The 22396-nt window shown below is 60.6% G+C and carries 23 protein-coding genes; 10 read left to right on the forward strand and 13 right to left on the reverse strand.

Annotation, left to right across the window (positions count from 1 at the left end):
• Positions 1-99: 99 nt before the first annotated feature.
• Entirely contained in the window at positions 100-582 is a 483-nt protein-coding gene (locus HKK57_RS00365; protein WP_092235263.1) for a GAF domain-containing protein, read from the reverse strand.
• Complete coding sequence (locus HKK57_RS00370; RefSeq protein WP_029298058.1) at positions 579-1469, reverse strand: ATP-binding protein; 891 nt, start codon at positions 1467-1469, stop codon at positions 579-581. The genes HKK57_RS00365 and HKK57_RS00370 overlap by 4 nt, the downstream gene beginning before the upstream one ends.
• Positions 1470-1634: 165 nt before the next feature.
• Here HKK57_RS00370 and HKK57_RS00375 point away from each other — a divergent pair, with 165 nt between their 5' ends.
• The gene (locus tag HKK57_RS00375) at positions 1635-3959 is read left to right on the forward strand and encodes a hybrid sensor histidine kinase/response regulator (protein WP_169391163.1); all 2325 of its coding nucleotides are present in this window, start codon (positions 1635-1637) and stop codon (positions 3957-3959) included.
• On the opposite strand, the gene HKK57_RS00380 is transcribed toward HKK57_RS00375, so the two are convergent.
• The 3 genes from HKK57_RS00380 to msrB form a co-directional block, all read right to left on the reverse strand.
• Positions 3943-4404 carry a MarR family winged helix-turn-helix transcriptional regulator gene (locus HKK57_RS00380; RefSeq protein ID WP_070995459.1) on the reverse strand — a complete coding sequence of 154 codons (462 nt, stop codon included), beginning with the start codon at positions 4402-4404 and terminating at the stop codon, positions 3943-3945. The genes HKK57_RS00375 and HKK57_RS00380 overlap by 17 nt on opposite strands.
• Complete coding sequence (locus tag HKK57_RS00385; protein WP_169389607.1) at positions 4401-4886, reverse strand: glutathione peroxidase; 486 nt, start codon at positions 4884-4886, stop codon at positions 4401-4403. Before HKK57_RS00385 ends, HKK57_RS00380 begins: the two co-directional genes overlap by 4 nt.
• Before the next feature lie 211 nt (positions 4887-5097).
• Complete coding sequence (gene msrB / locus HKK57_RS00390; RefSeq protein ID WP_169389608.1) at positions 5098-5490, reverse strand: peptide-methionine (R)-S-oxide reductase MsrB; 393 nt, start codon at positions 5488-5490, stop codon at positions 5098-5100.
• Positions 5491-5693: 203 nt separating this feature from the next.
• On the opposite strand from msrB, the gene HKK57_RS00395 reads away from it, so the two are divergent.
• Positions 5694-6905, forward strand: a complete 1212-nt coding sequence (locus HKK57_RS00395; protein ID WP_169389609.1) for a pyridoxal phosphate-dependent aminotransferase — start codon at positions 5694-5696, stop codon at positions 6903-6905.
• Between the two features lie 313 nt (positions 6906-7218).
• Positions 7219-8106 carry a protease HtpX gene (gene htpX / locus HKK57_RS00400; protein WP_029298042.1) on the forward strand — a complete coding sequence of 296 codons (888 nt, stop codon included), beginning with the start codon at positions 7219-7221 and terminating at the stop codon, positions 8104-8106.
• A 55-nt stretch (positions 8107-8161) separates the two neighbouring features.
• Here the strand turns inward: htpX and HKK57_RS00405 are convergent, their stop codons facing one another.
• Positions 8162-8818 (reverse strand): thiopurine S-methyltransferase, encoded by a 657-nt coding sequence (locus HKK57_RS00405; RefSeq protein ID WP_169389610.1) that lies wholly within the window; start codon positions 8816-8818, stop codon positions 8162-8164.
• 103 nt (positions 8819-8921) lie between these two features.
• Here HKK57_RS00405 and HKK57_RS00410 point away from each other — a divergent pair, with 103 nt between their 5' ends.
• On the forward strand, positions 8922-9689 hold the full coding sequence (locus tag HKK57_RS00410; RefSeq protein ID WP_169389611.1) for a DODA-type extradiol aromatic ring-opening family dioxygenase: 768 nt from the start codon (positions 8922-8924) through the stop codon (positions 9687-9689).
• A gap of 116 nt (positions 9690-9805) precedes the next feature.
• Here HKK57_RS00410 and HKK57_RS00415 read toward each other — a convergent pair whose 3' ends face one another.
• Positions 9806-11479, reverse strand: coding sequence for a DEAD/DEAH box helicase (locus HKK57_RS00415; RefSeq protein WP_017136163.1), 1674 nt, complete (start codon positions 11477-11479; stop codon positions 9806-9808).
• Between the two features lie 422 nt (positions 11480-11901).
• Between HKK57_RS00415 and HKK57_RS00420 the strand changes: the two genes are divergently transcribed.
• Entirely contained in the window at positions 11902-12693 is a 792-nt protein-coding gene (locus HKK57_RS00420; RefSeq protein WP_029298036.1) for a crotonase/enoyl-CoA hydratase family protein, read from the forward strand.
• A gap of 113 nt (positions 12694-12806) precedes the next feature.
• On the opposite strand, the gene HKK57_RS00425 is transcribed toward HKK57_RS00420, so the two are convergent.
• A complete protein-coding gene (locus HKK57_RS00425; protein ID WP_029298032.1) occupies positions 12807-13562 on the reverse strand; it encodes a spermidine synthase in 756 nt (251 codons plus the stop codon).
• A gap of 142 nt (positions 13563-13704) precedes the next feature.
• On the opposite strand from HKK57_RS00425, the gene HKK57_RS00430 reads away from it, so the two are divergent.
• Complete coding sequence (locus tag HKK57_RS00430; RefSeq protein WP_029298031.1) at positions 13705-15051, forward strand: class II 3-deoxy-7-phosphoheptulonate synthase; 1347 nt, start codon at positions 13705-13707, stop codon at positions 15049-15051.
• Positions 15052-15094: 43 nt separating this feature from the next.
• Here the strand turns inward: HKK57_RS00430 and HKK57_RS00435 are convergent, their stop codons facing one another.
• Both HKK57_RS00435 and HKK57_RS00440 read right to left on the reverse strand, forming a co-directional pair.
• Positions 15095-16327, reverse strand: a complete 1233-nt coding sequence (locus tag HKK57_RS00435) for a winged helix-turn-helix domain-containing protein (protein ID WP_029298029.1) — start codon at positions 16325-16327, stop codon at positions 15095-15097.
• A 42-nt stretch (positions 16328-16369) separates the two neighbouring features.
• Positions 16370-16579, reverse strand: a complete 210-nt coding sequence (locus tag HKK57_RS00440) for a DUF1127 domain-containing protein (protein WP_071610041.1) — start codon at positions 16577-16579, stop codon at positions 16370-16372.
• 67 nt (positions 16580-16646) lie between these two features.
• Here HKK57_RS00440 and HKK57_RS00445 point away from each other — a divergent pair, with 67 nt between their 5' ends.
• Positions 16647-17528: a LysR family transcriptional regulator gene (locus HKK57_RS00445; protein WP_169389612.1), complete on the forward strand. Its 882-nt coding sequence runs from the start codon at positions 16647-16649 to the stop codon at positions 17526-17528.
• On the opposite strand, the gene HKK57_RS00450 is transcribed toward HKK57_RS00445, so the two are convergent.
• Complete coding sequence (locus tag HKK57_RS00450; RefSeq protein ID WP_029298023.1) at positions 17518-18267, reverse strand: sulfite exporter TauE/SafE family protein; 750 nt, start codon at positions 18265-18267, stop codon at positions 17518-17520. The genes HKK57_RS00445 and HKK57_RS00450 overlap by 11 nt on opposite strands.
• 107 nt (positions 18268-18374) lie before the next feature.
• On the opposite strand from HKK57_RS00450, the gene HKK57_RS00455 reads away from it, so the two are divergent.
• From HKK57_RS00455 to HKK57_RS00465, 3 genes are all read left to right on the forward strand, one after another.
• Positions 18375-19325: a LysR family transcriptional regulator gene (locus HKK57_RS00455; RefSeq protein ID WP_029298022.1), complete on the forward strand. Its 951-nt coding sequence runs from the start codon at positions 18375-18377 to the stop codon at positions 19323-19325.
• A gap of 77 nt (positions 19326-19402) precedes the next feature.
• Positions 19403-19846: a MarR family winged helix-turn-helix transcriptional regulator gene (locus HKK57_RS00460; protein WP_104911986.1), complete on the forward strand. Its 444-nt coding sequence runs from the start codon at positions 19403-19405 to the stop codon at positions 19844-19846.
• Positions 19847-20026: 180 nt separating this feature from the next.
• The gene (locus HKK57_RS00465; protein WP_169389613.1) at positions 20027-20446 is read left to right on the forward strand and encodes an organic hydroperoxide resistance protein; all 420 of its coding nucleotides are present in this window, start codon (positions 20027-20029) and stop codon (positions 20444-20446) included.
• 61 nt (positions 20447-20507) lie between these two features.
• Here the strand turns inward: HKK57_RS00465 and HKK57_RS00470 are convergent, their stop codons facing one another.
• Both HKK57_RS00470 and earP read right to left on the reverse strand, forming a co-directional pair.
• Positions 20508-21080 (reverse strand): elongation factor P, encoded by a 573-nt coding sequence (locus HKK57_RS00470; RefSeq protein ID WP_029298017.1) that lies wholly within the window; start codon positions 21078-21080, stop codon positions 20508-20510.
• Positions 21081-21129: 49 nt separating this feature from the next.
• Positions 21130-22263, reverse strand: a complete 1134-nt coding sequence (gene earP / locus HKK57_RS00475; RefSeq protein ID WP_169389614.1) for an elongation factor P maturation arginine rhamnosyltransferase EarP — start codon at positions 22261-22263, stop codon at positions 21130-21132.
• Positions 22264-22396: the final 133 nt, after the last annotated feature.

Consider the following 22396-nt stretch of genomic DNA (forward strand, 5'->3'; position numbering starts at 1 on the left):
CGATGGTCGCTAACGAAGACGTGGGGTTCCTGACACCCCCCATGTACTCTTACGGGCACCATCGCAGGCAAGCCTGCTCCCACAGGGGATGGCGCTTACTCAGCAGGCAGTCAACCGCAGGAAGATCGCTGCCAGCCGCTCAATCCCCACCTGATCCTCAGCACTGAAACGCGCCAGTTTCGGACTATCCAGATCCAGCACCCCAATCAACGTCCCATCCTTGATCAACGGCACCACCAGTTCACTGTTGGAGGCACTGTCACAGGCAATGTGCCCGGCAAACGCATGCACATCTTCCACCCGCTGGGTTTGTCGCGAAGCCGCCGCGGCACCACACACACCCCGGCCGAACGGAATCCGCACGCAGGCGATCTGCCCCTGGAAAGGCCCGAGCACTAGTTCTTCATCACGGTTGAGATAAAAACCAGCCCAGTTCAAGTCATCGAGCTGGTTGTACAGGAACGCGGAAAACTGCGCCGCGTTGGCGATAAAGTCACGCTCATCGGCCAGCAGCGATTCCAGCTGTGCACAAAGCATGGCGTATCCATCAAGGCCGCTGCCGGCCTCTTGCAAGTCGATCATGGCTGGCGCTCCAGCAGTTTAAGGCCCACCCAGTAGCGGGCAAATTGGTAGGCACAGCGGCCGTTGCGATTGCCACGGCCCGTCGCCCAGCGCACCGCAAGGATGTCGAGTGCTTCATCACGCTGCCACTGCAAGCCGGCCTTGTTCGCCAACTCACCGATCCAGTGCTCCACCACGTCCAGGAAATGCTCCTGGGTGAACGGGTAGAACGACAACCACAAGCCAAAACGGTCGGACAAGGCAATCTTGTCTTCCACTGCCTCACTGGGATGCAGCTCACCGTCCACGCGCTTCCAGTTGTCGTTGTCGCTCTGGTTTTCCGGCACCAAGTGACGACGGTTCGAGGTGGCGTACAGCAACACGTTTTCCGGGGCCTGCTCCAGCGAGCCGTCGAGCACGCTCTTGAGCACACGATAATCGCCTTCGCCAGCCTCAAACGACAGGTCGTCGCAGAACAGGATAAAACGCTGTGGCAGCTTGAGTAGCTGTTCGACCACACGCGGCAGGTCAGCCAGGTGATCACGCTCGATTTCGATCAAGCGCAAGCCGGCCTTGGCATGCTGGGCCAGCAACGCGCGGACCATGGACGATTTGCCAGTACCACGCGAGCCCCAGAGCAACGCATGGTTGGCAGGCAGGCCGTCGAGAAACTGTTGGGTATTGCGCGCCAATTGCTCGCGCTGCTTGTCGACGCCGATCAGGTCGGACAGGCGCATATCCAGGCTGACTTCCAGTGGCAACAGAAAGCCGCTGCGGCCCTCGCGCTGCCAGCGGGCTGCCAGGCAGTGATTCCAGTCAATCACCGCGCGAGGGGCTGGCAACAGGGGTTCCAGACGAGCAAGCACCGCATCGGCCCGCTCAAGAAAGGCATTCAATCGAGAATCCATGACTATTCCTGTGGCAAGTTTTTGTAAAAGATGGCGTATTGGCAACCCTGACGCAGCTGCCAGACGGTTGCACCTGAAAAACGATTCATACCGGGCAAGGCTGGCGCTGAGGATGTTCAGCTATGCTTGCCGGGCGAAGGGAAACGTAAAGTGGCTCAGCACCCAATGGATATCAAGTTCGCCCACCGCTTGTCTTATAAACAAGCCAGACTGACTGTGCTGGTCGGTTTCGTATTGGGAACCTTGCTCAGCCTGATCCAAATCGGCATTGATTATGCCAGCGAAGATGCTTCCATCAACCGTGAAATACATGCGTTGCTGGAAATCAGTCACAACCCGGCCTCACGCATCGCCTACAACATCGACGCCGAACTGGCCCAGGAACTGACCCTGGGCCTGCTGCACTCCCCCGCCATTACCCGGGCGCAACTGGTCGATAACAATGGCCTGGTGCTGGCTGATGTTGATCGGCCGCGCAAGGAGAGCCGCTACCGCCCCATCAGCGACTTCCTGTTCGGCGCCAACCGCCAGTTCGAAGACCGCCTGTACCTCACCCATATGCCCGGCGAATCCCTCGGCGTGCTGCGTCTTGACGTCGATACCTACGCATTTGGCAGCCGTTTCCTGCGCCGCGCCGAGATCACCCTGCTCAATGGCTTTGCCCGCAGCCTGATCCTGACCGGCATCCTCCTGGGCCTGTTCTACGTGATGCTGACCCAGCCATTGGTGCGCATCATCCACGAACTGAGTACGCGCAGCCCCGGCAGTGCACCCCAGGCCCGCCTGGATTGCCCGCCCGGGCACGAACACGATGAGATCGGTGTGCTGGTCAACGTCGCCAACCAACAGTTCGAGAATATGGAGACCGAAATCCAGCAACGACGCCACGCCGAAGACCGCCTGACCGAGTACCTTGGCCAGTTGGAAGACATTGTTTCGGCGCGTACCACCGAGCTCAAGGCGATCAACCAGCGGCTAAGCCAATCCAACGAAGAACTGGAGGCCTCGAAAATGACCGCCCTGGGCATGGCCCAGGCACGGGCGGCCTTCCTCGCCAACATGAGCCATGAGATCCGCACCCCGCTCAATGGCTTGCTGGGCATGATCGCGCTATCCCTGGACAGCGCGCTGAATGCCGAGCAACGCCAACAACTGTCGATTGCCCATGACTCCGGCAAAGTCCTGGTAGAGTTGCTCAACGATATTCTCGACCTGTCCAAGTTCGATGCCGGGCAACTGGAACTGGAGAGCATCCCCTTCGACCTCGGGTCCCTGGTGGAAGACACCGCCAACCTGCTGTCACAAAACGCCGCGCCCAGCGTGGAATTGACCTGCCTGATCGACCCACAGTTTCCCGCCCAAGTCGTGGGTGATCCGACCCGGGTTCGGCAGATTGTCAGTAACCTGCTGTCCAATGCCTTGAAGTTCACCCGCTTCGGCCGCGTCGATGTACGACTCAATGCGCAACCCGATGGCGTGCGCATAGAAGTGTGCGACACCGGTATCGGCATTGCCCAGGAGGCCCAGGCGCGGATCTTCAAACCCTTCACCCAGGCGGGTGCGGGTATTACCCGACAGTTCGGCGGGACTGGCCTGGGCCTGGCCCTGACCCATAATCTTTGCGAGGCCATGCAAGGCCGGCTGACCATCAGTTCAGAAACCGGCTTCGGCAGCCAGTTCTGTGCCGAACTGCCACTCCCCGCCCACACACCGGCCGTGCGGTTCGGGCCGTTGAGCGGCGAAGTTGCAGTCATTACCGGGGCCAGCAGCGGCTTGGCGGAACTGCTGCAGACCCTGCTGCCGCACTGGGGACTAACGCCGCACAGCTATACGATCGACGATGACTTGAGCGGCCTGGCACCGGACGTCCTCATCACCGACTGCCCCGAATGCCTGTTCCGCCTGCGCCCGAGCATCCGCGCACCGATCCTGCTGGTCACCGCCTACGGCAGCTTCATGCCCAGCGAGGAAGTGGCCGCGCTGGCGCCCCTGCAACAGCAGGCACGCCCGCTGAGCCGCGCGGCGTTGTATCAGGTTTTGCACCGCACCCTGCGCGCCGACAGTGAAATCGTCCTCGACCTGGCCCAATTGGAAACCAGCCCGGTCGCCCACCGGGCGCGCATCCTGTTGGTGGAAGACAACCCGGTCAATCAACTGGTGGCAAAAGGCATGCTCAGCAAGCTTGGCTGCGAGGTAGTGGTCGCCGCCCACGGCGGCGAGGCGTTGAAACAGTTGGAGGAACAACGTTTCGATATGGTGCTGATGGACTGCAACATGCCGGTCATGGACGGCTACGAGGCAAGCCGGCAGATTCGCCGCAGCGGGCGCTGGCCAGAGCTGCCGATTGTCGCACTGACCGCCAATGCCCTGGCCGAGGAGCGCGAACGGTGCAGGGCCGCCGGGATGAACGACTACCTGGCCAAGCCCTTTCGCCGCGAAGAACTCAACGCCCTGCTCGAGCTCTGGGTGCCGACTACGACAACGCTTTGATTTGCCGCAACAGCTGGTCCAGCCCCTGGCGCAGGGCGTCGGCGTGGCTCAGGTCCACGCCGCTGTCACACAACAGGCGAGCCTTCAGCGGCTGGACGCGATCACGCAGCGCCTGGCCTGCTTCGCTAAGACTGAGGTGCACTTCACGCTCATCGGCCGCGCTACGGCGACGTTTGATCAGCGCCAGCTGTTCCAGGCGCTTGAGCAGCGGCGTCAAAGTGCCGGAGTCGAGCAACAAGCGCTCCCCCAGCGCCTTGACCGTCGGCGGGTGCGGCGCGCAGGCGTGCCATTCCCACAGCACTAACATGACCAGGTATTGCGGATACGTCAGGCCCAACTGGTCAAGCATCGGCTTATAGGCACGCGTCACCGCCCGGGAGGCGGCGTACAGCTTGAAACACAACTGGTCATCCAAGGCCAGGGATACGCTAGGCAAGTCTGTCATTTAAGCAACGCTTCGATCTCTTGGGTCAGTTCCTGGGGCTTGGTGGTCGGGGCAAAACGCTTGACCACCTGGCCATCGCGGCCGATCAGGAACTTGGTGAAGTTCCACTTGATGCCCTTGGAACCCAGCAGGCCTGGCGCACGCTGCTTCAACTGCACAAACAGCGGATGGGCCTCACCCCCATTGACATCGACCTTCTTGAACAGCGGGAAACTGACACCGAAGTTCAGCTCACAGAACTCAGAAATCGCCCCCTCGTTGCCCGGCTCCTGCTTGCCGAACTGGTTGCACGGAAACCCCAACACCACCAACCCCAGGTCCTTGTACTGCTGCCAGAGCTGCTCAAGGCCTTTGTACTGGGGGGTAAACCCGCACTTGCTGGCGGTGTTGACCACGAGGATCGCCTTACCGGCGAAGTCCGCCAGGGTCTTTTGCTCGCCCTTGATGGTGGTGCAGGGAATGGTCAGCAGGTTGTCGCTCATGACAAGGCCTCAAGAAGTAAAGAAGACAAGATAAACATAGCGAGCAATTCAATTGCACACAATATGATTAACCAAACCGATATCCCGACATTCTCCCCTTATAGGAGCGGGCTTGCCCGCGAAAAACGCCCAGACGCTGCGTTCACCCAGGCAGCCCGCGTCACCGTTAACGATCTTCGCGGGCAAGTCCGCTCCTACACAACGCAGGGTTTCAACGGGGAACCAGGTCCAGGCACACCGAGTTGATGCAGTAACGCAAGCCAGTAGGCAGCGGTCCATCAGGGAACACGTGCCCCAAATGCGCATCGCACTTGGCACAGGTCACTTCGGTGCGAATCATCCCGTGGCTGACATCGCGAATCTCGATCATCGCGCTGTCGGCAATCGGCTCATAAAAACTGGGCCAGCCACAACCGGCATCGAACTTGGTCTTGGAATCGAACAGCGGCTCATTGCAGCAAATACAGTGATACACACCATCGGTGGTGGTGGCGTTGTACTTACCGGAAAACGGCCGTTCGGTGCCCTTGAGGCGGCACACCTGGTACTGCGCCGGATCGAGCATTTCCCGCCATTCATCCAGGGTCTTATCCAACTTTTCCATCAATACACCTCGACAACTGAAAAAGCCTGATCTGTGTCTTTTCCATGGATCAGGCGGCACGTATGATTGCGCCTCTTCAAAACGCCAGTCTGGCACCCGCGTTATCGGCATTCAAACGTATTTATGGGTCAGGCCACACGCAGGATTCCCAGCACGGTAGTCTTCACATCGTCTGGATCGTTCATTTTCGGGATCACATCGCCATGCAGGTCAGCAAATCGAACAAGCTCGCCAACGTCTGCTACGACATTCGCGGCCCAGTGCTCAAGCACGCCAAACGCCTGGAAGAGGAAGGCCATCGCATCCTCAAGCTGAACATTGGCAACCCGGCGCCCTTTGGTTTCGAAGCGCCGGATGAAATTCTCCAGGATGTGATCCGCAACCTGCCCACCGCCCAAGGCTACAGCGACTCCAAAGGTCTTTTCAGCGCGCGCAAGGCGGTGATGCAGTATTACCAGCAGAAGCAGGTGGAAGGGGTGGGTATCGAAGATATCTACCTGGGCAATGGCGTCTCCGAGCTGATCGTGATGGCCATGCAAGCCTTGCTCAACAATGGCGACGAAGTGCTAGTGCCCGCGCCGGACTACCCGCTGTGGACGGCCGCCGTGACCCTGGCCGGTGGCCATCCGGTGCATTACCTGTGCGACGAGCAAGCCAACTGGTGGCCGGACCTGGCCGACATCAAGGCCAAGATCACGCCCAACACCAAGGCACTGGTCATCATCAACCCCAACAACCCGACCGGCGCGGTGTATTCCAAGGAAGTCCTGCTGGGCATGCTGGAACTGGCGCGCCAGCACAACCTGGTGGTGTTCTCCGACGAGATCTACGACAAGATCCTCTATGACGACGCGGTGCACATCTGCACGGCCTCGCTCGCCCCGGACCTGTTGTGCCTGACCTTCAACGGCCTGTCCAAGTCCTACCGGGTGGCGGGCTTCCGCTCCGGTTGGGTCGCCATCTCCGGGCCCAAGCACAATGCCCAGAGCTATATCGAAGGCATCGATATGCTGGCCAATATGCGCCTGTGCGCCAACGTGCCGAGCCAACACGCGATCCAGACGGCACTGGGGGGTTACCAGAGCATCAACGACCTGGTGCTGCCCGCTGGCCGTCTGTTGGAGCAGCGCAACCGTACCTGGGAGCTGCTCAACGACATTCCCGGCGTCAGTTGCGTCAAACCCATGGGCGCCCTGTATGCCTTCCCACGGATCGACCCGAAAGTGTGCCCGATCCACAACGACGAGAAGTTCGTCCTCGACCTGCTGCTGTCGGAAAAGCTGCTGGTGGTCCAGGGCACGGCGTTCAACTGGCCGCGGCCTGATCACTTCCGCGTAGTGACCCTGCCGCGCGTGGATGACCTGGACATGGCCATCGGGCGCATCGGCAACTTCCTGAAGTCCTATCGCCAGTAACTGTGCTTTCGCTGTACGACCCGCTACAGGTCGTACAGCGAGTATCTGGCAACACATCTGTGCCCGCCTCGCGTAGAAACACCTTCTGCCCTGCCCCGCTTCCCCTCTACTCTGTACGTCCCAACAATCACGGGGCCCAAAGGCTGCCGAACGGGAATTTCCAGCTGCATCCAGAGTCAGAAATTCCCTTCAAGGCTCTACATTCACGCTGTAGGACACAGTTTGAAATAGTCGCCCGGTTGAATAGCCCAGTGCCGCACCTTATATACCCCGCAGTAAGCGACATATTAAGCATGAGGAGAATTCTACAACCATGATGCGCATCCTGCTGTTCTTGGCCACTAACCTGGCGGTCGTGCTGATTGCCAGCATCACCCTGAGCCTTTTCGGCTTCAACGGGTTCATGGCGGCCAACGGGGTTGATCTGAACCTCAATCAGCTGCTGGTTTTCTGTGCCGTCTTTGGTTTTGCCGGCTCGATCTTCTCGCTGTTCATCTCCAAGTGGATGGCGAAGATGAGCACCAGCACCCAGATCATCACCCAGCCGCGCACCCGGCATGAGCAATGGCTGCTGCAGACCGTCGAGCAACTGTCCCGCGAAGCCGGGATCAAGATGCCGGAAGTCGGGATCTTCCCGGCCTACGAGGCCAACGCCTTCGCCACCGGCTGGAACAAGAACGATGCTCTTGTTGCCGTCAGCCAGGGTTTGCTGGAGCGTTTCTCGCCCGACGAAGTCAAGGCTGTGCTGGCCCACGAGATCGGCCACGTCGCCAACGGCGACATGGTGACCCTGGCACTGGTCCAGGGCGTGGTGAACACCTTTGTGATGTTCTTCGCGCGGATCATCGGTAACTTTGTCGACAAGGTGATTTTCAAGAACGAAGGCGGCCAGGGTATCGCCTACTACGTGGCGACCATCTTTGCCGAACTGGTACTGGGCTTCCTCGCCAGCTCCATCGTGATGTGGTTCTCGCGCAAACGCGAATTCCGCGCCGACGAAGCCGGTGCCCAACTGGCCGGTACTGCCGCCATGATCGGCGCCCTGCAACGCCTGCGCTCCGAACAGGGCCTGCCGGTGCATATGCCTGACACCCTGAATGCCTTCGGCATCAACGGCGGCGTCAAGCAAGGCCTGGCGCGGATGTTCATGAGCCACCCGCCGCTGGAAGAGCGGATCGATGCACTGCGTCGTCGCGGCTGACAGCCAGCAAGTAAAAAAGGGGCGATTCAATCGCCCTTTTTTTGTGGGCACAGGTTTAACACCCCGCCAGTTGGTAAACCCGCTCCTCCAGCCGCGTGACGCCAGCCTGGGCGAACTTCGGACTCTCGGCCAGGATATCCCGCTGCTCCAGGGTGCTCAGCCGCCAGTGCGCTCCCAGCAGCCTATGGACCTCATCGTCGCTGACCGCAAATGGCGGGCCTGCTTTCTGGGCCTGCTGATAGTCCAGGCTGATCAGCAAGCCTCTATCCACCTGCGGCGTAATGGCCTGCAAATGCGCGGCATAACGCTCGCGCATCAACGGCGGCAAGGCAATCAGCGCCGCCCGGTCATAGAGGGCCGTGCAGCCCGCTGCATCCTCGCGACTCAACTCAAAAAAATCGCCGCACCACAACTCGATAGCGCCCGCCTGATAAACCTTGAAGCTTCCCCGCTGGCTGACTTGCGCAACCAGGCAATGCTCCTGGAAGAACTCTTGGACGGCCTTTTCCGAGAGCTCCACACCCAGCACCCCATACCCCTGCTGCACCAGCCACATCAGGTCCAGGCTTTTGCCACACAGCGGCACCAGTACCCGTGCCTGAGTGGCCAACCCGAGGCCCGGCCAGTGCCGCAGCAGGTAGGGGTTGACCTCGGGCAGGTGAAAACCGATCTGATTGCTTGCCCAGCGGTCATGCCAAAAGGTGGAGTCCATGAGTAGTCCTGAAAATTCGATCAAATAGCACTAAAACTTATATTAGATTTAGATCAATGATCTGATTGAAGATGGTCCCATCTTAACCTTGAGGACCCCGCCCATGCTCCCCAGCCTGTTTATTTCCCACGGCTCGCCCATGCTGGCCCTGCAACCCGGCGCCAGCGGGCCGGCCCTTGAGCGACTGGCTGGCGCCCTGTCCCGGCCCAAGGCAATCGTGGTGATGTCCGCGCACTGGGAAAGCCATGAGTTACTGGTCAGTAGCAGTCCCGCCCCAGAAACCTGGCACGACTTCGGCGGCTTCCCCCGGGAACTGTTTGCGGTGCAGTATCCAGCGCCCGGCAACCCGGCACTCGCGCGGCAGATCGTCGAGTTGCTCGCCGCCGATGACCTACAGGCCCGCCTCGACAACCAGCGCCCTTTTGACCATGGCACTTGGGTGCCGCTGTCGTTGATGTATCCGGCGGCCGATATCCCCGTGGTGCAGGTGTCCTTGCCCAGCCATATGGGCCCCGCGCTGCAAACCCGGATCGGGCAGGCTCTCGCGAGCTTACGCACAGAAGGCGTTCTACTGATCGGTTCCGGCAGCATTACCCATAACCTCGGTGAGCTGGACTGGCGCGCCGGCCCGGAAAGCATTGAGCCCTGGGCGCGGGAATTTCGCGACTGGGTGGTCGACAAACTGTCCACACAGGATGAGGCCGCGTTGCACGACTACCGCCAGCAAGCGCCTTATGCGGTACGCAGCCATCCCAGCGATGAGCACTTGCTGCCGTTGTACTTCGCACGCGGCGCGGGTGGGCAGTTCAGTGTGGCGCACCAGGGGTTCACCCTGGGCGCCTTGGGGATGGATATCTATCGATTTGACTAACAGCGCTGGCTTGCCCCCTTCCCCACAACACCCAGGGCCAGGTGAAATCCCAGGCAAAAAAAATCCCCGAACCAGTCGGGGATTTTTTATGTTCGATCAATCAGCCTGCAGGCCGATCAATCTTCGCGATAGCGACGCAGCTTGAGCTGCTTGCCGGCAACGCGAGTGTCCTTCAGCTTGGCCAGCAACTTCTCCAGGCCATCTTCCGGCAGCTCCACCAGGGAGAAGCTGTCACGCACCTGGATGCGACCGATCGCTTCACGTGCCAGGCCACCCTCGTTGAGGATAGCGCCCAGCAGGTTCTTGGCGGCGATGCCATCACGCGCGCCCAGCGCGGTACGGCAGCGGGCACGGCCTTCAGCCAATGGAACCGGAGCGCGACGCTCGCGATCACCACGGTCCGGACGGTCACCCGTACGTTCTGGACGATCACCGCGCGGAGCGTTGTTCGGCACCAGTGGACGTTCTTTCTCGATCGCCGCCAGGGTCAGGGCCTGACCGTTGGTAGCCTTGCGCAGCAGGGCTGCAGCCAGGGCACGCGGGGTGCAACCGATATCGGCAGTCAGGCGGTCCAGCAGGTCGCCGTGGGTCGATTCAGCGTCAGCCACCAGCGGCGACAGGCTGTTGGTCAGTTTCTTGATGCGGGCATCGAGAACGGCCTGGGCATCCGGCAGGCGGACTTCGGCAACTTTCTGACCGGTTACACGCTCGATCACTTGCAGCATGCGGCGCTCACGCGGAGTCACCAGCAGCAGTGCACGACCTTCGCGCCCGGCACGGCCAGTACGGCCGATACGGTGAACGTAGGACTCTGGATCGTAAGGCATGTCAACGTTGAACACGTGGGTGATACGCGGAACGTCGAGACCACGAGCAGCTACGTCGGTCGCTACAACGATGTCCAGACGGCCATCCTTGAGGGAGTCGATCACGCGCTCACGTTGGTTCTGGGCAATGTCACCGTTCAGCGCAGCGGCTTTGTAGCCTTTGGCTTCCAGGGCACTGGCCAAATCCAGGGTCGCTTGCTTGGTGCGCACGAACATGATCAGGGCGTCGAAGTCTTCGACTTCCAGCAGGCTCAATACAGCCGAGGTCTTCTGGTCAGCGTGAACCAACAGGTGAGCCTGTTCGATCGCGGTAACGGTCTGAGTCTTGGTCTGGATCTTCACGTGTTGCGGATCGCGCAGGTGGCGTTCGGCAATGGCACGGATCGACTGTGGCAGGGTGGCCGAGAACAATACGGTCTGACGGGTCGGTGGCAGCGCCTTGAAGATGACTTCCAGGTCATCCATGAAGCCCAGCTTCAACATTTCGTCAGCTTCGTCGAGAACCAGGTGGTTCACGGTCGACAGCACTTTTTCGTCGCGACGCAGGTGGTCGCACAGACGGCCCGGGGTGGCGACAACGATCTGTGCGCCATTACGGATTGCTTTGAGTTGTGGGCCCATAGGCGCGCCGCCGTAAACGGCCACAACGGTAACGCCCGGCATTTGCTTGGCGTAGGTTTCGAAAGCGGTTGCTACTTGCAGCGCCAACTCACGGGTTGGCGCCAGGATCAGGGCTTGCGGCTCGCGCTTGGCAGGATCGATGCAATGCAGGATAGGCAGAGCGAACGCGGCGGTTTTACCGGTACCGGTTTGCGCCTGGCCAATCATGTCTTGGCCGGCCATGATGATCGGGATCGATTGCTGCTGAATAGCCGAAGGTTCTTCGTAGCCGGTCGCGATGACGGCAGCAAGAATGTTCGGGTTAAGATTAAAAGCGGCGAAGCCGCCGGTTTCCTGGGTCATGGGTCTGCCTCTAAGTGCATCCGCAAAGACCCATGCTCCAAAGCTGCGCATGCCGTGTTGAGACTCAAGAGTCGCCCTGGCTGCTTTGTCGGCGGGGATTTGCGAAAACGAATGAATGAAAAAGATTCGTCAAGGGAGAGTCCGCTGTGCGGACGTGCAGCCGAAGCTGACTTCGGGGAATTGCGCTACCTAAACGCGGCCCGGTTAAAGGCCGGCGCGCACTATACCGGAAATCCCTGAAAAAGGGAGCTTTTTTTATCGGAAAAGCCCATTCAAGTGCTCTGTGTCACAGGCTTTGCGCATCCTTGCAGGAGCGTCTATTTTTCAAAGGCCCGGCCCTGTTGGTCATTGCGCTTAAACGCTTCACCTTTTGCAGTGGGCCCTTCGGTCCGAAACTGCCTTTCGCGCCCGAGGATCTCCCCATGAATCAAGCCAGCAGCAGCCGCGTCAGCCGTGAACTACAAGGGCATGTCCTGCTGCTGGGGCTCGATCGGGTCGCCAAGCGCAACGCCTTTGACCTCGACCTGCTCAACGAACTGAGCCTGGCCTACGGCGAATTCGATCGCAATGAAGAAGCCCGCGTAGCCGTGGTGTTCGGCCATGGCGACCACTTCACCGCCGGGCTGGACCTGATCAACGTCGCACACACCATGGCCCAGGGCTGGCAACCGCCGCTGGGAGGCTGCGATCCGTGGGGTGTATTTGCCGGGCCGCGGGTCAGCAAGCCGGTGATCGTTGCCGCCCAGGGCTATTGCCTGACCATCGGTATCGAGCTGATGCTCGCAGCGGACATCAACCTGTGCGCCAGCAATACGCGCTTTGCGCAGATGGAAGTCCAGCGTGGGATCTTCCCTTTTGGTGGTGCCACCTTGCGCCTGCACCAGATCGCCGGCTGGGGCAATGCCATGCGCTGGCTACTGACTGGCGATGAGTTCGATGCCCATGAGGCCCTGCGCCTGGGGCTGGTGCAGGAGGTCATGGCCAGCGAAGACCTGCTGCCGCGGGCGCTGGCCCTGGCCAACCGGATCGCCAGCCAGGCGCCGCTGGGCGTGCAGGCGACTTTGACATCGGCGCGCCAGGCGCGGGATGAAGGCGAGACTGCGGCGGCGGCCGGGTTGCCGGTGCTGGTCGAAAAACTGCTTAACAGCGAGGATGCCAAGGAAGGAGTGCGAGCGATGCTGGAGAAGCGGCCGGGGGTGTTCAAAGGTTTGTAAGCAGTCAGTGATGGCCTCATCGCGGGCAAGCCCGCTCCCACATTTGACCGCATACACCTGTGGGAGCGGCGGTGCGACGATTCGACTTGCCCGCGATGGGCCAGTACAGACACCTACGTGGCCGGCCGAACAGCCTTGATCAACGCCTGCAACGAATACCCCAGGCGCGGCGCCAGCGCCTCGGCCCGCGCAGAAACCGCCGCCAGGTCCAGCGTCTGGTCCAGATCCGCCGGCACCAGCAGGATCACGTTGCCCTCCTTCACCGGCAATTCCCAATAATGTCGATGATAAAGCCCGCGCAGCAGTGCAGCACCCAGCGGCTTGCCATCGTCGGTCGCCCACTGGTTGATCACCAACCAACCGCCGGGGTTGAGTTTCTTCTGGCAGTTTTCCAGGAAGGTCCAGGCCAAGTGGCCAACCCCAGGCCCCACATCGGTATACAGGTCGACGAAAATCAGGTCTGCCGGCTCTGCCGTCTCCAGCAACTCCAACGCATCGCCCACGCGGATGTACAACCGCGGGTCATCATCCAACCCTAGATACTCGATAGCCAGGCGCGGCACGTCCGGACGCAGCTCAATGGCCTCGACATCCTCCAGGGGCAGGAACTTGAGGCACGCCTGGGTCAGCGTCCCGGCCCCCAGGCCGAGAAACAGCGCGCTTTCGGGCTGCTCATGGCACAAGGCGCCAATCAACATGGCGCGGGTGTAGTCGTACTCGAGCCAGCTGGGGTCGGCGGTGAACACACAGCTCTGCTCGATGGCATCGCCAAACTCGAGAAAGCGGTAGTCAGCCACTTCCAGCACGCGAATCATGCCGAAGTCATCATGGACCTCAGCCAACAGGCGCTCGACGCGCTCCTCAGTCATTTCATCTCCTAACGGGCCCGGGCACGGGTTCAAGCCGCCTGGTAGCAAGCGGGAAAGGCGCGATTGTCGGCCAAGCAGCGCCAGCAGGTCACGTACTAATTGCTGATAACATGCACACTCCCGACATTCATTCGAGTTCACGATGAGCCAACCTTGGAGCCCCGACAGCTGGCGCGCCCTGCCGATCCAGCAACAACCCCGCTACCCCGACGCCGCACATTTGCTGCAGGTCGAGCAGAGCCTGGCCAGTTACCCGCCACTGGTCTTCGCCGGCGAAGCCCGGGAGTTGCGCCGCCAGTTTGCCGAGGTGACCCAGGGTCGCGCGTTCCTGCTGCAAGGTGGCGACTGCGCCGAGAGCTTTGCCGAGTTCTCCGCCGCAAAGATCCGTGACACGTTTAAAGTGTTGCTGCAAATGGCCATTGTCATGACCTTCGCCGCTGGCTGCCCGGTGGTCAAAGTCGGGCGCATGGCTGGCCAGTTCGCCAAGCCGCGCTCGGCCAACGATGAAACCATCGACGGCATCACCCTGCCCGCTTACCGTGGCGATATCGTCAATGGCATCGGTTTCGACGAGAAAAGCCGCGTCCCGGACCCCGACCGCCTGTTGCAGTCCTACCACCAGTCCACCGCCACCTTGAACCTGCTGCGGGCCTTCGCCCAGGGCGGTTTTGCCGACCTGCATCAGGTGCACAAGTGGAACCTGGACTTTATCGCCAACTCCGCCCTGGCCGACAAGTACAGCCAACTGGCGGATCGCATCGACGAGACCCTGGCCTTCATGCGCGCCTGCGGCATGGACACCTCGCCACAATTGCGCGAGACCAGCTTCTTCACCGCCCACGAAGCGCTGCTGCTCAACTACGAGCAAGCCTTCGTGCGCCGCGACAGCCTGACCAATGATTACTACGACTGCTCGGCCCACATGCTGTGGATCGGCGACCGCACGCGCCAGCTCGATGGCGCACACGTCGAGTTCCTGCGCGGGGTGAACAACCCGATCGGGGTCAAGGTCGGCCCGAGCATGAACCCCGACGACCTGATTCGCTTGATCGACATCCTCAACCCGGACAACGACCCCGGCCGCCTGAACCTGATCGCACGCATGGGCGCCAGCAAGGTCGGCGATCACCTGCCCAACCTGATCCGTGCCGTGCAGCGCGAAGGCAAGCAGGTGCTGTGGAGCAGCGACCCGATGCATGGCAACACCATCAAGGCCAGCAGTGGCTACAAGACCCGGGACTTCGCGCAGATCCTCAGCGAAGTGAAGGAATTCTTCCAGGTCCATGAAGCCGAAGGTACTTACGCCGGCGGGATTCATATCGAAATGACCGGGCAAAATGTCACCGAGTGCATTGGTGGTGCGCGACCGATTACCGAAGATGGCTTGTCGGACCGCTACCACACCCACTGCGACCCGCGGATGAATGCCGATCAGTCGCTGGAGCTGGCGTTCCTGATTGCCGAGACGCTGAAGCAGGTCAAACGCTAGGACCACGAAGCCTGCTGTGGCGATCTGCCTCGCCACAGCAGCCCTACCTGCCCGCCTCCATTGCCAGCATCGCCACCCGCAACCGGGCCGCACTGGGCCGCTGACAGTTGATCTGCACCTGTTCCAACCCCAGCCAATCAGCCATCTGCCGCAAATTCAACGCCAACGCCAACATCCCCGCCTCGTCCAACCCCGGCTCTTCTTCGTGCACCGCATGGACCGCCAGCCGCCCGTTGGCTCGCTCGGCCCGCAAATCCACGCGCGCCGCAATCCGTTCGTTGTGCAGGAATGGCAGCACGTAATAGCCGTACACCCTTTTGTCCTGCGGGGTGTAGATCTCCAACCGATAACGGAATTCGAACAGCCGCTCGGTACGGCTACGCTCCCAGATCAGTGAATCAAAGGGCGACAGCAAGGCGCTGGCCGTGACTTTGCGCGGGACGCTTGGCTCGGGCAGGCAGTACGCCGGCTGTTTCCAACCCTGGACCTGGCAGGCCTGCAATTGCCCATCCTCGACCAGCTCGGCAAGGCGCCCGCGACTGTCTGCCGGTTCCAGGCGAAAATAATCACGCAGGTCCTTTTCCGTCCCCACGCCCAACGCCGTCGCGGCATGCAGCAGCAACCCACGTTGGGCACTGTGCTCACTCAAGGGCGCCTGTTGCAGAATCGCCGGGGCAATGACGCGCTCCGGAAGGTCGTACAAACGCTCGAAACCGCGACGCCCGGCCACCGTCACCAGGCCGGCGGCGAATAACCACTCCAGCGCGTGCTTTTCGTCACTCCAGTCCCACCAGGGCCCGGCGCGTTCCTGACGGGTCGACAGGCTGCCAGCCCCCAGCGCGCCTTGCTGCTCGACGATGGCCAATACCCGGCGGATGGTGGCCTGTTGCTCGCGTCCAAAACGCGCCATCTGCTGATAGATCCCCAGCCCCTCGGACGCACGTTGCATACGCCAGCGCATCAGCGGATACAGGGCCATGGGCAGCAGCGAGGCCTCATGCCCCCAATATTCAAACAACGTGCGCCGCCGCCCCTGACTCCAGGCGGCCTGTTCGAGCAGCAGCGGCGAATAATTGCCCAGGCGGGAAAACAGCGGCAGATAGTGCGAACGCACCACGGCATTGACCGAGTCGATCTGCAACACCCCCAGGCGCTCGATCAAGCGATTGACCTGCACAGCCTTGACCTGCACAGGCGGTTGGCGCCCGGAAAAGCCCTGGGCCGCCAACGCCATGCGACGCGCCTGCTTAAGGGAGAAACTCAGATCTGCGGGCATGTGCATCTCCTGATTTGGCCCACAGACTGTAGCGCGAAGCCGTCATTTACCCAAAGGATCGTTCCAGGAATGCCGGTGGCGCTCATGCTCGACATCCCTGCGGGTCAAGCCGATATCCTTGAGGGATTCATCACTCAACTCTGCCAGCAACTGCCGCTCGCACTGCAGGGCGTACCAACGCGAAACCCTTTGAAACAGCCCAGCAAAGCGGCGCTTCGCCAGTAACCCATGATCGATTCGACCTTTCATCATCTCGCCCTCCACTGGGGATGACTAAAGTCTGTGCCTGGCGCTAACATCAATCCAACGAATGTTTTTTATGAAATACATCTCAGGGATTGATCAATTGCCCAACTACCCCAGTATCGATACCGAAGTGCTGCGCACCTTCGTCGCCATTGCCGACCTGGGTGGTTTTACCCGGGCTGGCGAGCAGATCAATCGCACTCAGTCAGCGGTAAGCATGCAGATGAAGCGCCTGGAAGAGGACGTGCTGCAACGCAAGCTGTTCGAGCGTGACGGCCGACAGGTCAAGCTCACGCCCGAAGGCCAGGTGCTGCTGGGGTATGCGCGGCGCATCCTGAAGCTGCACAGCGAGGTGTTCAATACCTTGCGTGAACCGCACATGGTCGGGCTGGTGCGCATCGGTACGCCGGACGACTACGTGATGCGCTACCTGCCCGGCATTCTCCAGCGCTTTTCCAAGGCGTACCCGCTGATCCAGATCGAGATGCACTGCGAAGGCACGCCAGTGCTGATGCAGCGACGTGACCTGGCATTGACCGTTATCAGTCGCGAACCGGGGAGCGAAGTTGGTGAACTGCTGCGCACCGAACGCATGGTCTGGGTGGCCTCCCACTGCTTCTGCGTGGACGAACATGAAGTCCTGCCCCTGGCAATTTCCGGCATGGACAGTTATTGCACGCACTGGGCCACCGCGGCGCTGGATGCCGCGGGGCGTCCGTATCGCCTGGCCTATCACAGCTCCAATGGCGCAGCGATTCAGGCGGTAGTCGGTGCAGGCCTGGCCGCGATGGTGATGATGGAAAGCCTGGTCACCGACGATCTGCGCATACTCGGCAGCGACGAGGGCTTCGGCACGCTGCCGATGGTCAATTTGCGGCTGTTGCGCAATCCCGCCATGGCCTCTCCGATCACCGAATGCCTGGCGCAGTACATTGTTGAGGGCTTCAGACCTTAAAGGTCAACATCACCGCGCACACCACCAGGAAGCCGCAGAACAACCCGCGCAGCAATCGCTCCGGCAACGCGTGGGCGATCTTCACTCCCCAACTGATGCTGAGCAACCCACCAACGGCCAGGGGCACGCCGATCAGCCAATCCACTTCCTGATGCCAGGCATAGGTCACCAGGGTGACGCTGGTACTGGGCAAAGCCAGCGCCAGGGACAAGCCTTGGGCGACCACTTGGGTGGTGCCGAAAATACTGGTCAACACCGGGGTTGCAACCACCGCACCACCGACGCCGAACAACCCGCCCATGGAGCCGGACACCGCCCCCAACACCCCGAGCCATGGCCAGGAATAGCGCATCTGCGGTGACGGTGGCGCATTGCTGGTGACCATGCGCAACAGGTTGTATGCCGACAGCGCCACCAGAAACGCAATAAAGCCAATACGCATGATCCCCGCATCGATCCCCACCGCCCAGATCGACCCCAACCAGGCAAAACAAAAGCCCATGAGCCCCAGTGGCAAGGCATGACGCAGCTCGATCCGATTGCGCTGGTGATAACGCCACAACGCCAGCATCACATTGGGCACGACCATCACCAACGCAGTCCCTTGGGCGATTTGCTGATCCAGGCCGAACAGCACGCCCAGCACCGGGATCGCGATCAGCCCGCCGCCGATGCCAAACAGACCACCAACGGTACCCAAGGCTACGCCCAGCACCACATACATCGCCATATCCACCACAACTACACCCCCACCGTCTCAAGCCCTGCATGCTACGCAGTCCCCTCTGGCATGGAAACGCACAGCAACGCACAATGGCTATGCCAAATCCGCACAAGCGAGCCCCCATGAACCCCACCACCTTGACTGATCAACTGGGCCTGTTCCTCGATGTGTTGGAGGCAGGCAGTTTTTCTGCTGCCGCGCGCCGCCACCCCCTCACGCCCTCCGCCGTGGCTCGCCGGATCGACAGCCTGGAAAGTGCCGTCGGTAGCCGGCTCTTCCTGCGCAGTACCCATGCGGTGCTCCCCACGCCAGCAGGCACGGCGTTTGCCGAGCGTGCACGGCGGATTGTCCGGGAACTGCAACTGGCCCGAGCCGAGGCCGTGTCCTTGAGCCATGCGCCCGAAGGCCTGATTCGCGTGGATGCACCCGCCGCGTTTGGGCGGCGGCACCTGGCGCCCGCAATCGCAGACTTTCTGACGGTCTACCCGGGGCTGGATGTGCACTTGCACCTGATCGACAGCTTTGTCGACATGCAGGGCGAGCACTTGGGCAAGGTTGATCTGGTGCTGCGCGCGGGGCATATCGTCGATACACGGCTGATCGCCACGCCGCTGGCCAGCATCGTGCGCATCGCCTGCGCCAGCCCGGCCTACCTGAAGAACCGCGGCACTCCGACCCATCCCAGCCAGCTCAACGAGCACGATGGCCTGGACTGGGAAGGCTTGGCGCCAATGTTCGCCTGGCGCTTTGAACTCGATGGCCGCAAAAACACCTACCGTCCGCAGCGCATCCGCATGAGCGCCAACAATGCCGAAGCCCTGCTATCCGGCGCCCTGGCCGGGCTGGGCATCGCACACCTGCCCACCTGGCTGGCCAGCGAGTATCTGGTGCGCGGTGAACTGGTACCGCTGTTCTGCGAAAACGGCCTGCCTACGGCAGAAACCGCTGGCATCTACGCCCTGCGCCTGGAACAGCAGGCCAACGCCCGCAGCCGCCTGCTGCTGGAGTACCTCAAGAGCCGTTTCAGCCCTGTTCCACCGTGGGATCTGGCGTTACAAAGCGGCTGGGGCTGACCGCTGCCACAGAATTATCTGGCGCGTTAAAGGTTTGGCCGCTAGATTCCAGAGCAAATACGTTTTAAGGCACTGCCATGACCGACACTTGCGATTCCCTGCTCCTCAACAACCAACTGTGTTTTGCCTTGCACTCCACATCGTTGTTGATGACCAAGGTCTACAAACCCCTGCTGCAAGCCATTGGCCTGACCTACCCACAGTATTTGGCGATGATGGTGTTGTGGGAAGAAGATGGTTTGACCGTAGGCGAAATCAGTAGCCGCCTGCTGACCGATCCCGGCTCACTGACACCACTGCTCAAACGCCTGGAAGCCGAGGGCCTGTTGAGTCGCACCCGTAGCCGCAACGATGAGCGCGTAGTCGTCGTAGAGCTGACCGCAACCGGCCAAGCGCTGCGGGACAAGGCCATGGATATCCCCCAATGCATTCTCGGCGCCAGCGGTATGCAGATGGAGCAACTGCAAAAGCTGCAGGCGGATTTGCTGGAATTGCGCAGGAACCTGCAGGGTAGCGTCTGACCCTCACACTGTTTTCGACCGAACATCCCCCCCCTGTAGGAGCCGGCAAGCCGGCTCCTACAGGGATTGGGATTAGCTTGGAAATTTATATTGCGCACTAAACATTTGCGCGATACATTCACCTCGCCACTTACTTAGCGCGCAAACTTTTAGCGCAAACCAAACCGCGAGGAATCTCCCATGCAAACTCTGTATACCGCAGTAGCCACCGCCACTGGCGGCCGTGATGGTCGTGCCGTTTCCAGCGACAACATCCTCGACGTCAAACTTTCTACACCCAAAGAGTTGGGCGGCGCTGGCGGCCAGACCACCAACCCCGAGCAACTGTTCGCCGCTGGCTATTCGGCCTGCTTTATCGGCGCCCTGAAATTCGTCGCCAGCCAGAGCAAACGCAAAATCCCCGATGACGCCTCGATCACCGCCCATGTGGGCATCGGCCAGATCCCCGGTGGTTTTGGCCTGGACATCGACCTTCACGTGTCCCTGCCCGGCCTGGAACAAGATGAGGCGCGAAGCCTGGTGGATGCCGCACACCAGGTCTGCCCTTACTCCAATGCCACCCGTGGCAACGTCGATGTGCGTTTGCATATCACGGTGTGACTGGTCACCAGGCATAAAAAAACCCGACTCTTGGTCGGGTTTTTTATCAGTAACGCCAGAATTACTTCTTGGCGCGACCTTTGTACGAACCACCTTCACGGGTGTCGATCTCGATCAGGTCGTCGATTTCGATGAAGTCAGCCACTTGCAGTTCGGTACCGTTAGCCAGCTTGGCCGGCTTCATCACTTTGCCCGAAGTGTCGCCGCGAGCGGAACCTTCGGTGTAGGCAACCTTACGCACGATGGTGGTCGGCAGCTCTACGGAAACCAGGCGCTCTTCGAAGAAAATCGCTTCGCAGACGTCGGTCATGCCTTCTTCGATAAATGGCAGAACGGCTTCGATGTCTTCAGCGTTCAGCTCGTACATGGTGTAGTCGGTGGTGTCCATGAACGTGTAGGTGTCGCCGCTGATGAACGACAGGGTCGCTTCTTTACGGTCGAGGATTACGTCGTCCAGCTTGTCATCGGCGCTGTATACGGTTTCGGTCTTGTAACCGGTCAGCAGGTTCTTCAGCTTGGTCTTCATGATTGCGCTGTTACGACCAGACTTGGTGAACTCAGCTTTCTGAACCAACCAAGGGTCGTTGTCGATACGGATCACGGTACCGGGTTTCAGTTCTTTACCAGTTTTCATTACGAATATCCGAAATTTGGATGGGATTTACAAAAATCAAGGTCGCGTATCATATCCAATTTTCATAAAACTGTACCAGCGCCGTCGCAAGATCAGCCTGCAAGGCCTGTTCCAGACACCATTTTTCGGCGTGCTCGGTCAGTTCCGGCCAATGCCCCAGCAGGATTTTCCAGCTTGAGGCCATATCGCTGTCGGTGTTCCAGGCTTGCCATAGGGCGATCAGCGCGGCTTTTGCGGGTGCCGACAGGGCCTGGGTATAGAGCGCGAGGAAGGCATCGAGCTTGTCCAGGTGGATATCTTCGTCCTGGCGGTAGATGTGCCATAGCAACGGGCGCCCAGCCCATTGCGCACGCACAAAGGAGTCTTCGCCGCGCACCGCATTGAAGTCGCAACACCACAGCAGGCGGTCGTATTGTTCCTGCCGCACGAACGCCAGCACCTGTACCGTCAGCGCCCCGCGCAGGTGAATATCCCCTGCGGCCAACGCCTCGACACCCAACCAGCGCTGCACGTCGCCAAGAATGCGCCCTTCCGGCACCAACAGATGAGTGGCTTGCCCATCAGCCGCCAACACGTCCAGCCAACTGGCCAGCCCGGCGTTTTCATAGGCAAACAGCGACATCAACCGCGCGCCCTTTGCGGGAAAGACGCCCAGCCCTTGCAGGAATTTTTGCCGACCCTGCAAATCACGCTGAAAGGCCTGGCGCCGCTCGATCAGCCCGGCCTCACGCAGCAAGCCCCCCGTGCCTGGGCGAAATCCCGGGAAGAAGAAATACTTTTGTACACCTTTGAACTTCACCGACGGCAGGCCGTGGCAACCAACGACCCATTCCTCGGCGCTTAAATAGTCGAGGTTCATCCACAGTGGCGAGTGCTCGCACCCCGCCATGGCCTCCATATAGTCATGGGGCAATTGGCAGGCAAATGCGGCAATCACCACATCAGCCGCTGGCGTAGGCGCCCAGTCCTGTGACCAGTGACGTACGTCGACGCCCTCTTGCCACTGCTGGTCCAACTGCACCTCCACCTCTGGGCACATGCGCTCGAACGCCCGCAAGTCATCGACCCATAGGCGCACAGCGCAGGCGTGTTCTGCTGCCAATTGCCGGGCCAGGCGCCAGGTCACGCCGATGTCGCCGTAGTTGTCGACGACGCTGCAAAAAATATCCCAGCGGGCTTTCATTCCGGGCTCCATCATTCAAAGGCTCGATTGTCCGCATAAATGCCGTCATGCAGAAGGGTTGATCGCGATTATTCTGCACGCTGGCTATGCGACAATCCCTCGCTCACCGCAACCGTCCGCCAGGAGACCCGCC

The sequence above is a fragment of the Pseudomonas sp. ADAK21 genome (genome assembly GCF_012935735.1).
GTDB classification, from domain to species: domain Bacteria; phylum Pseudomonadota; class Gammaproteobacteria; order Pseudomonadales; family Pseudomonadaceae; genus Aquipseudomonas; species Aquipseudomonas proteolytica.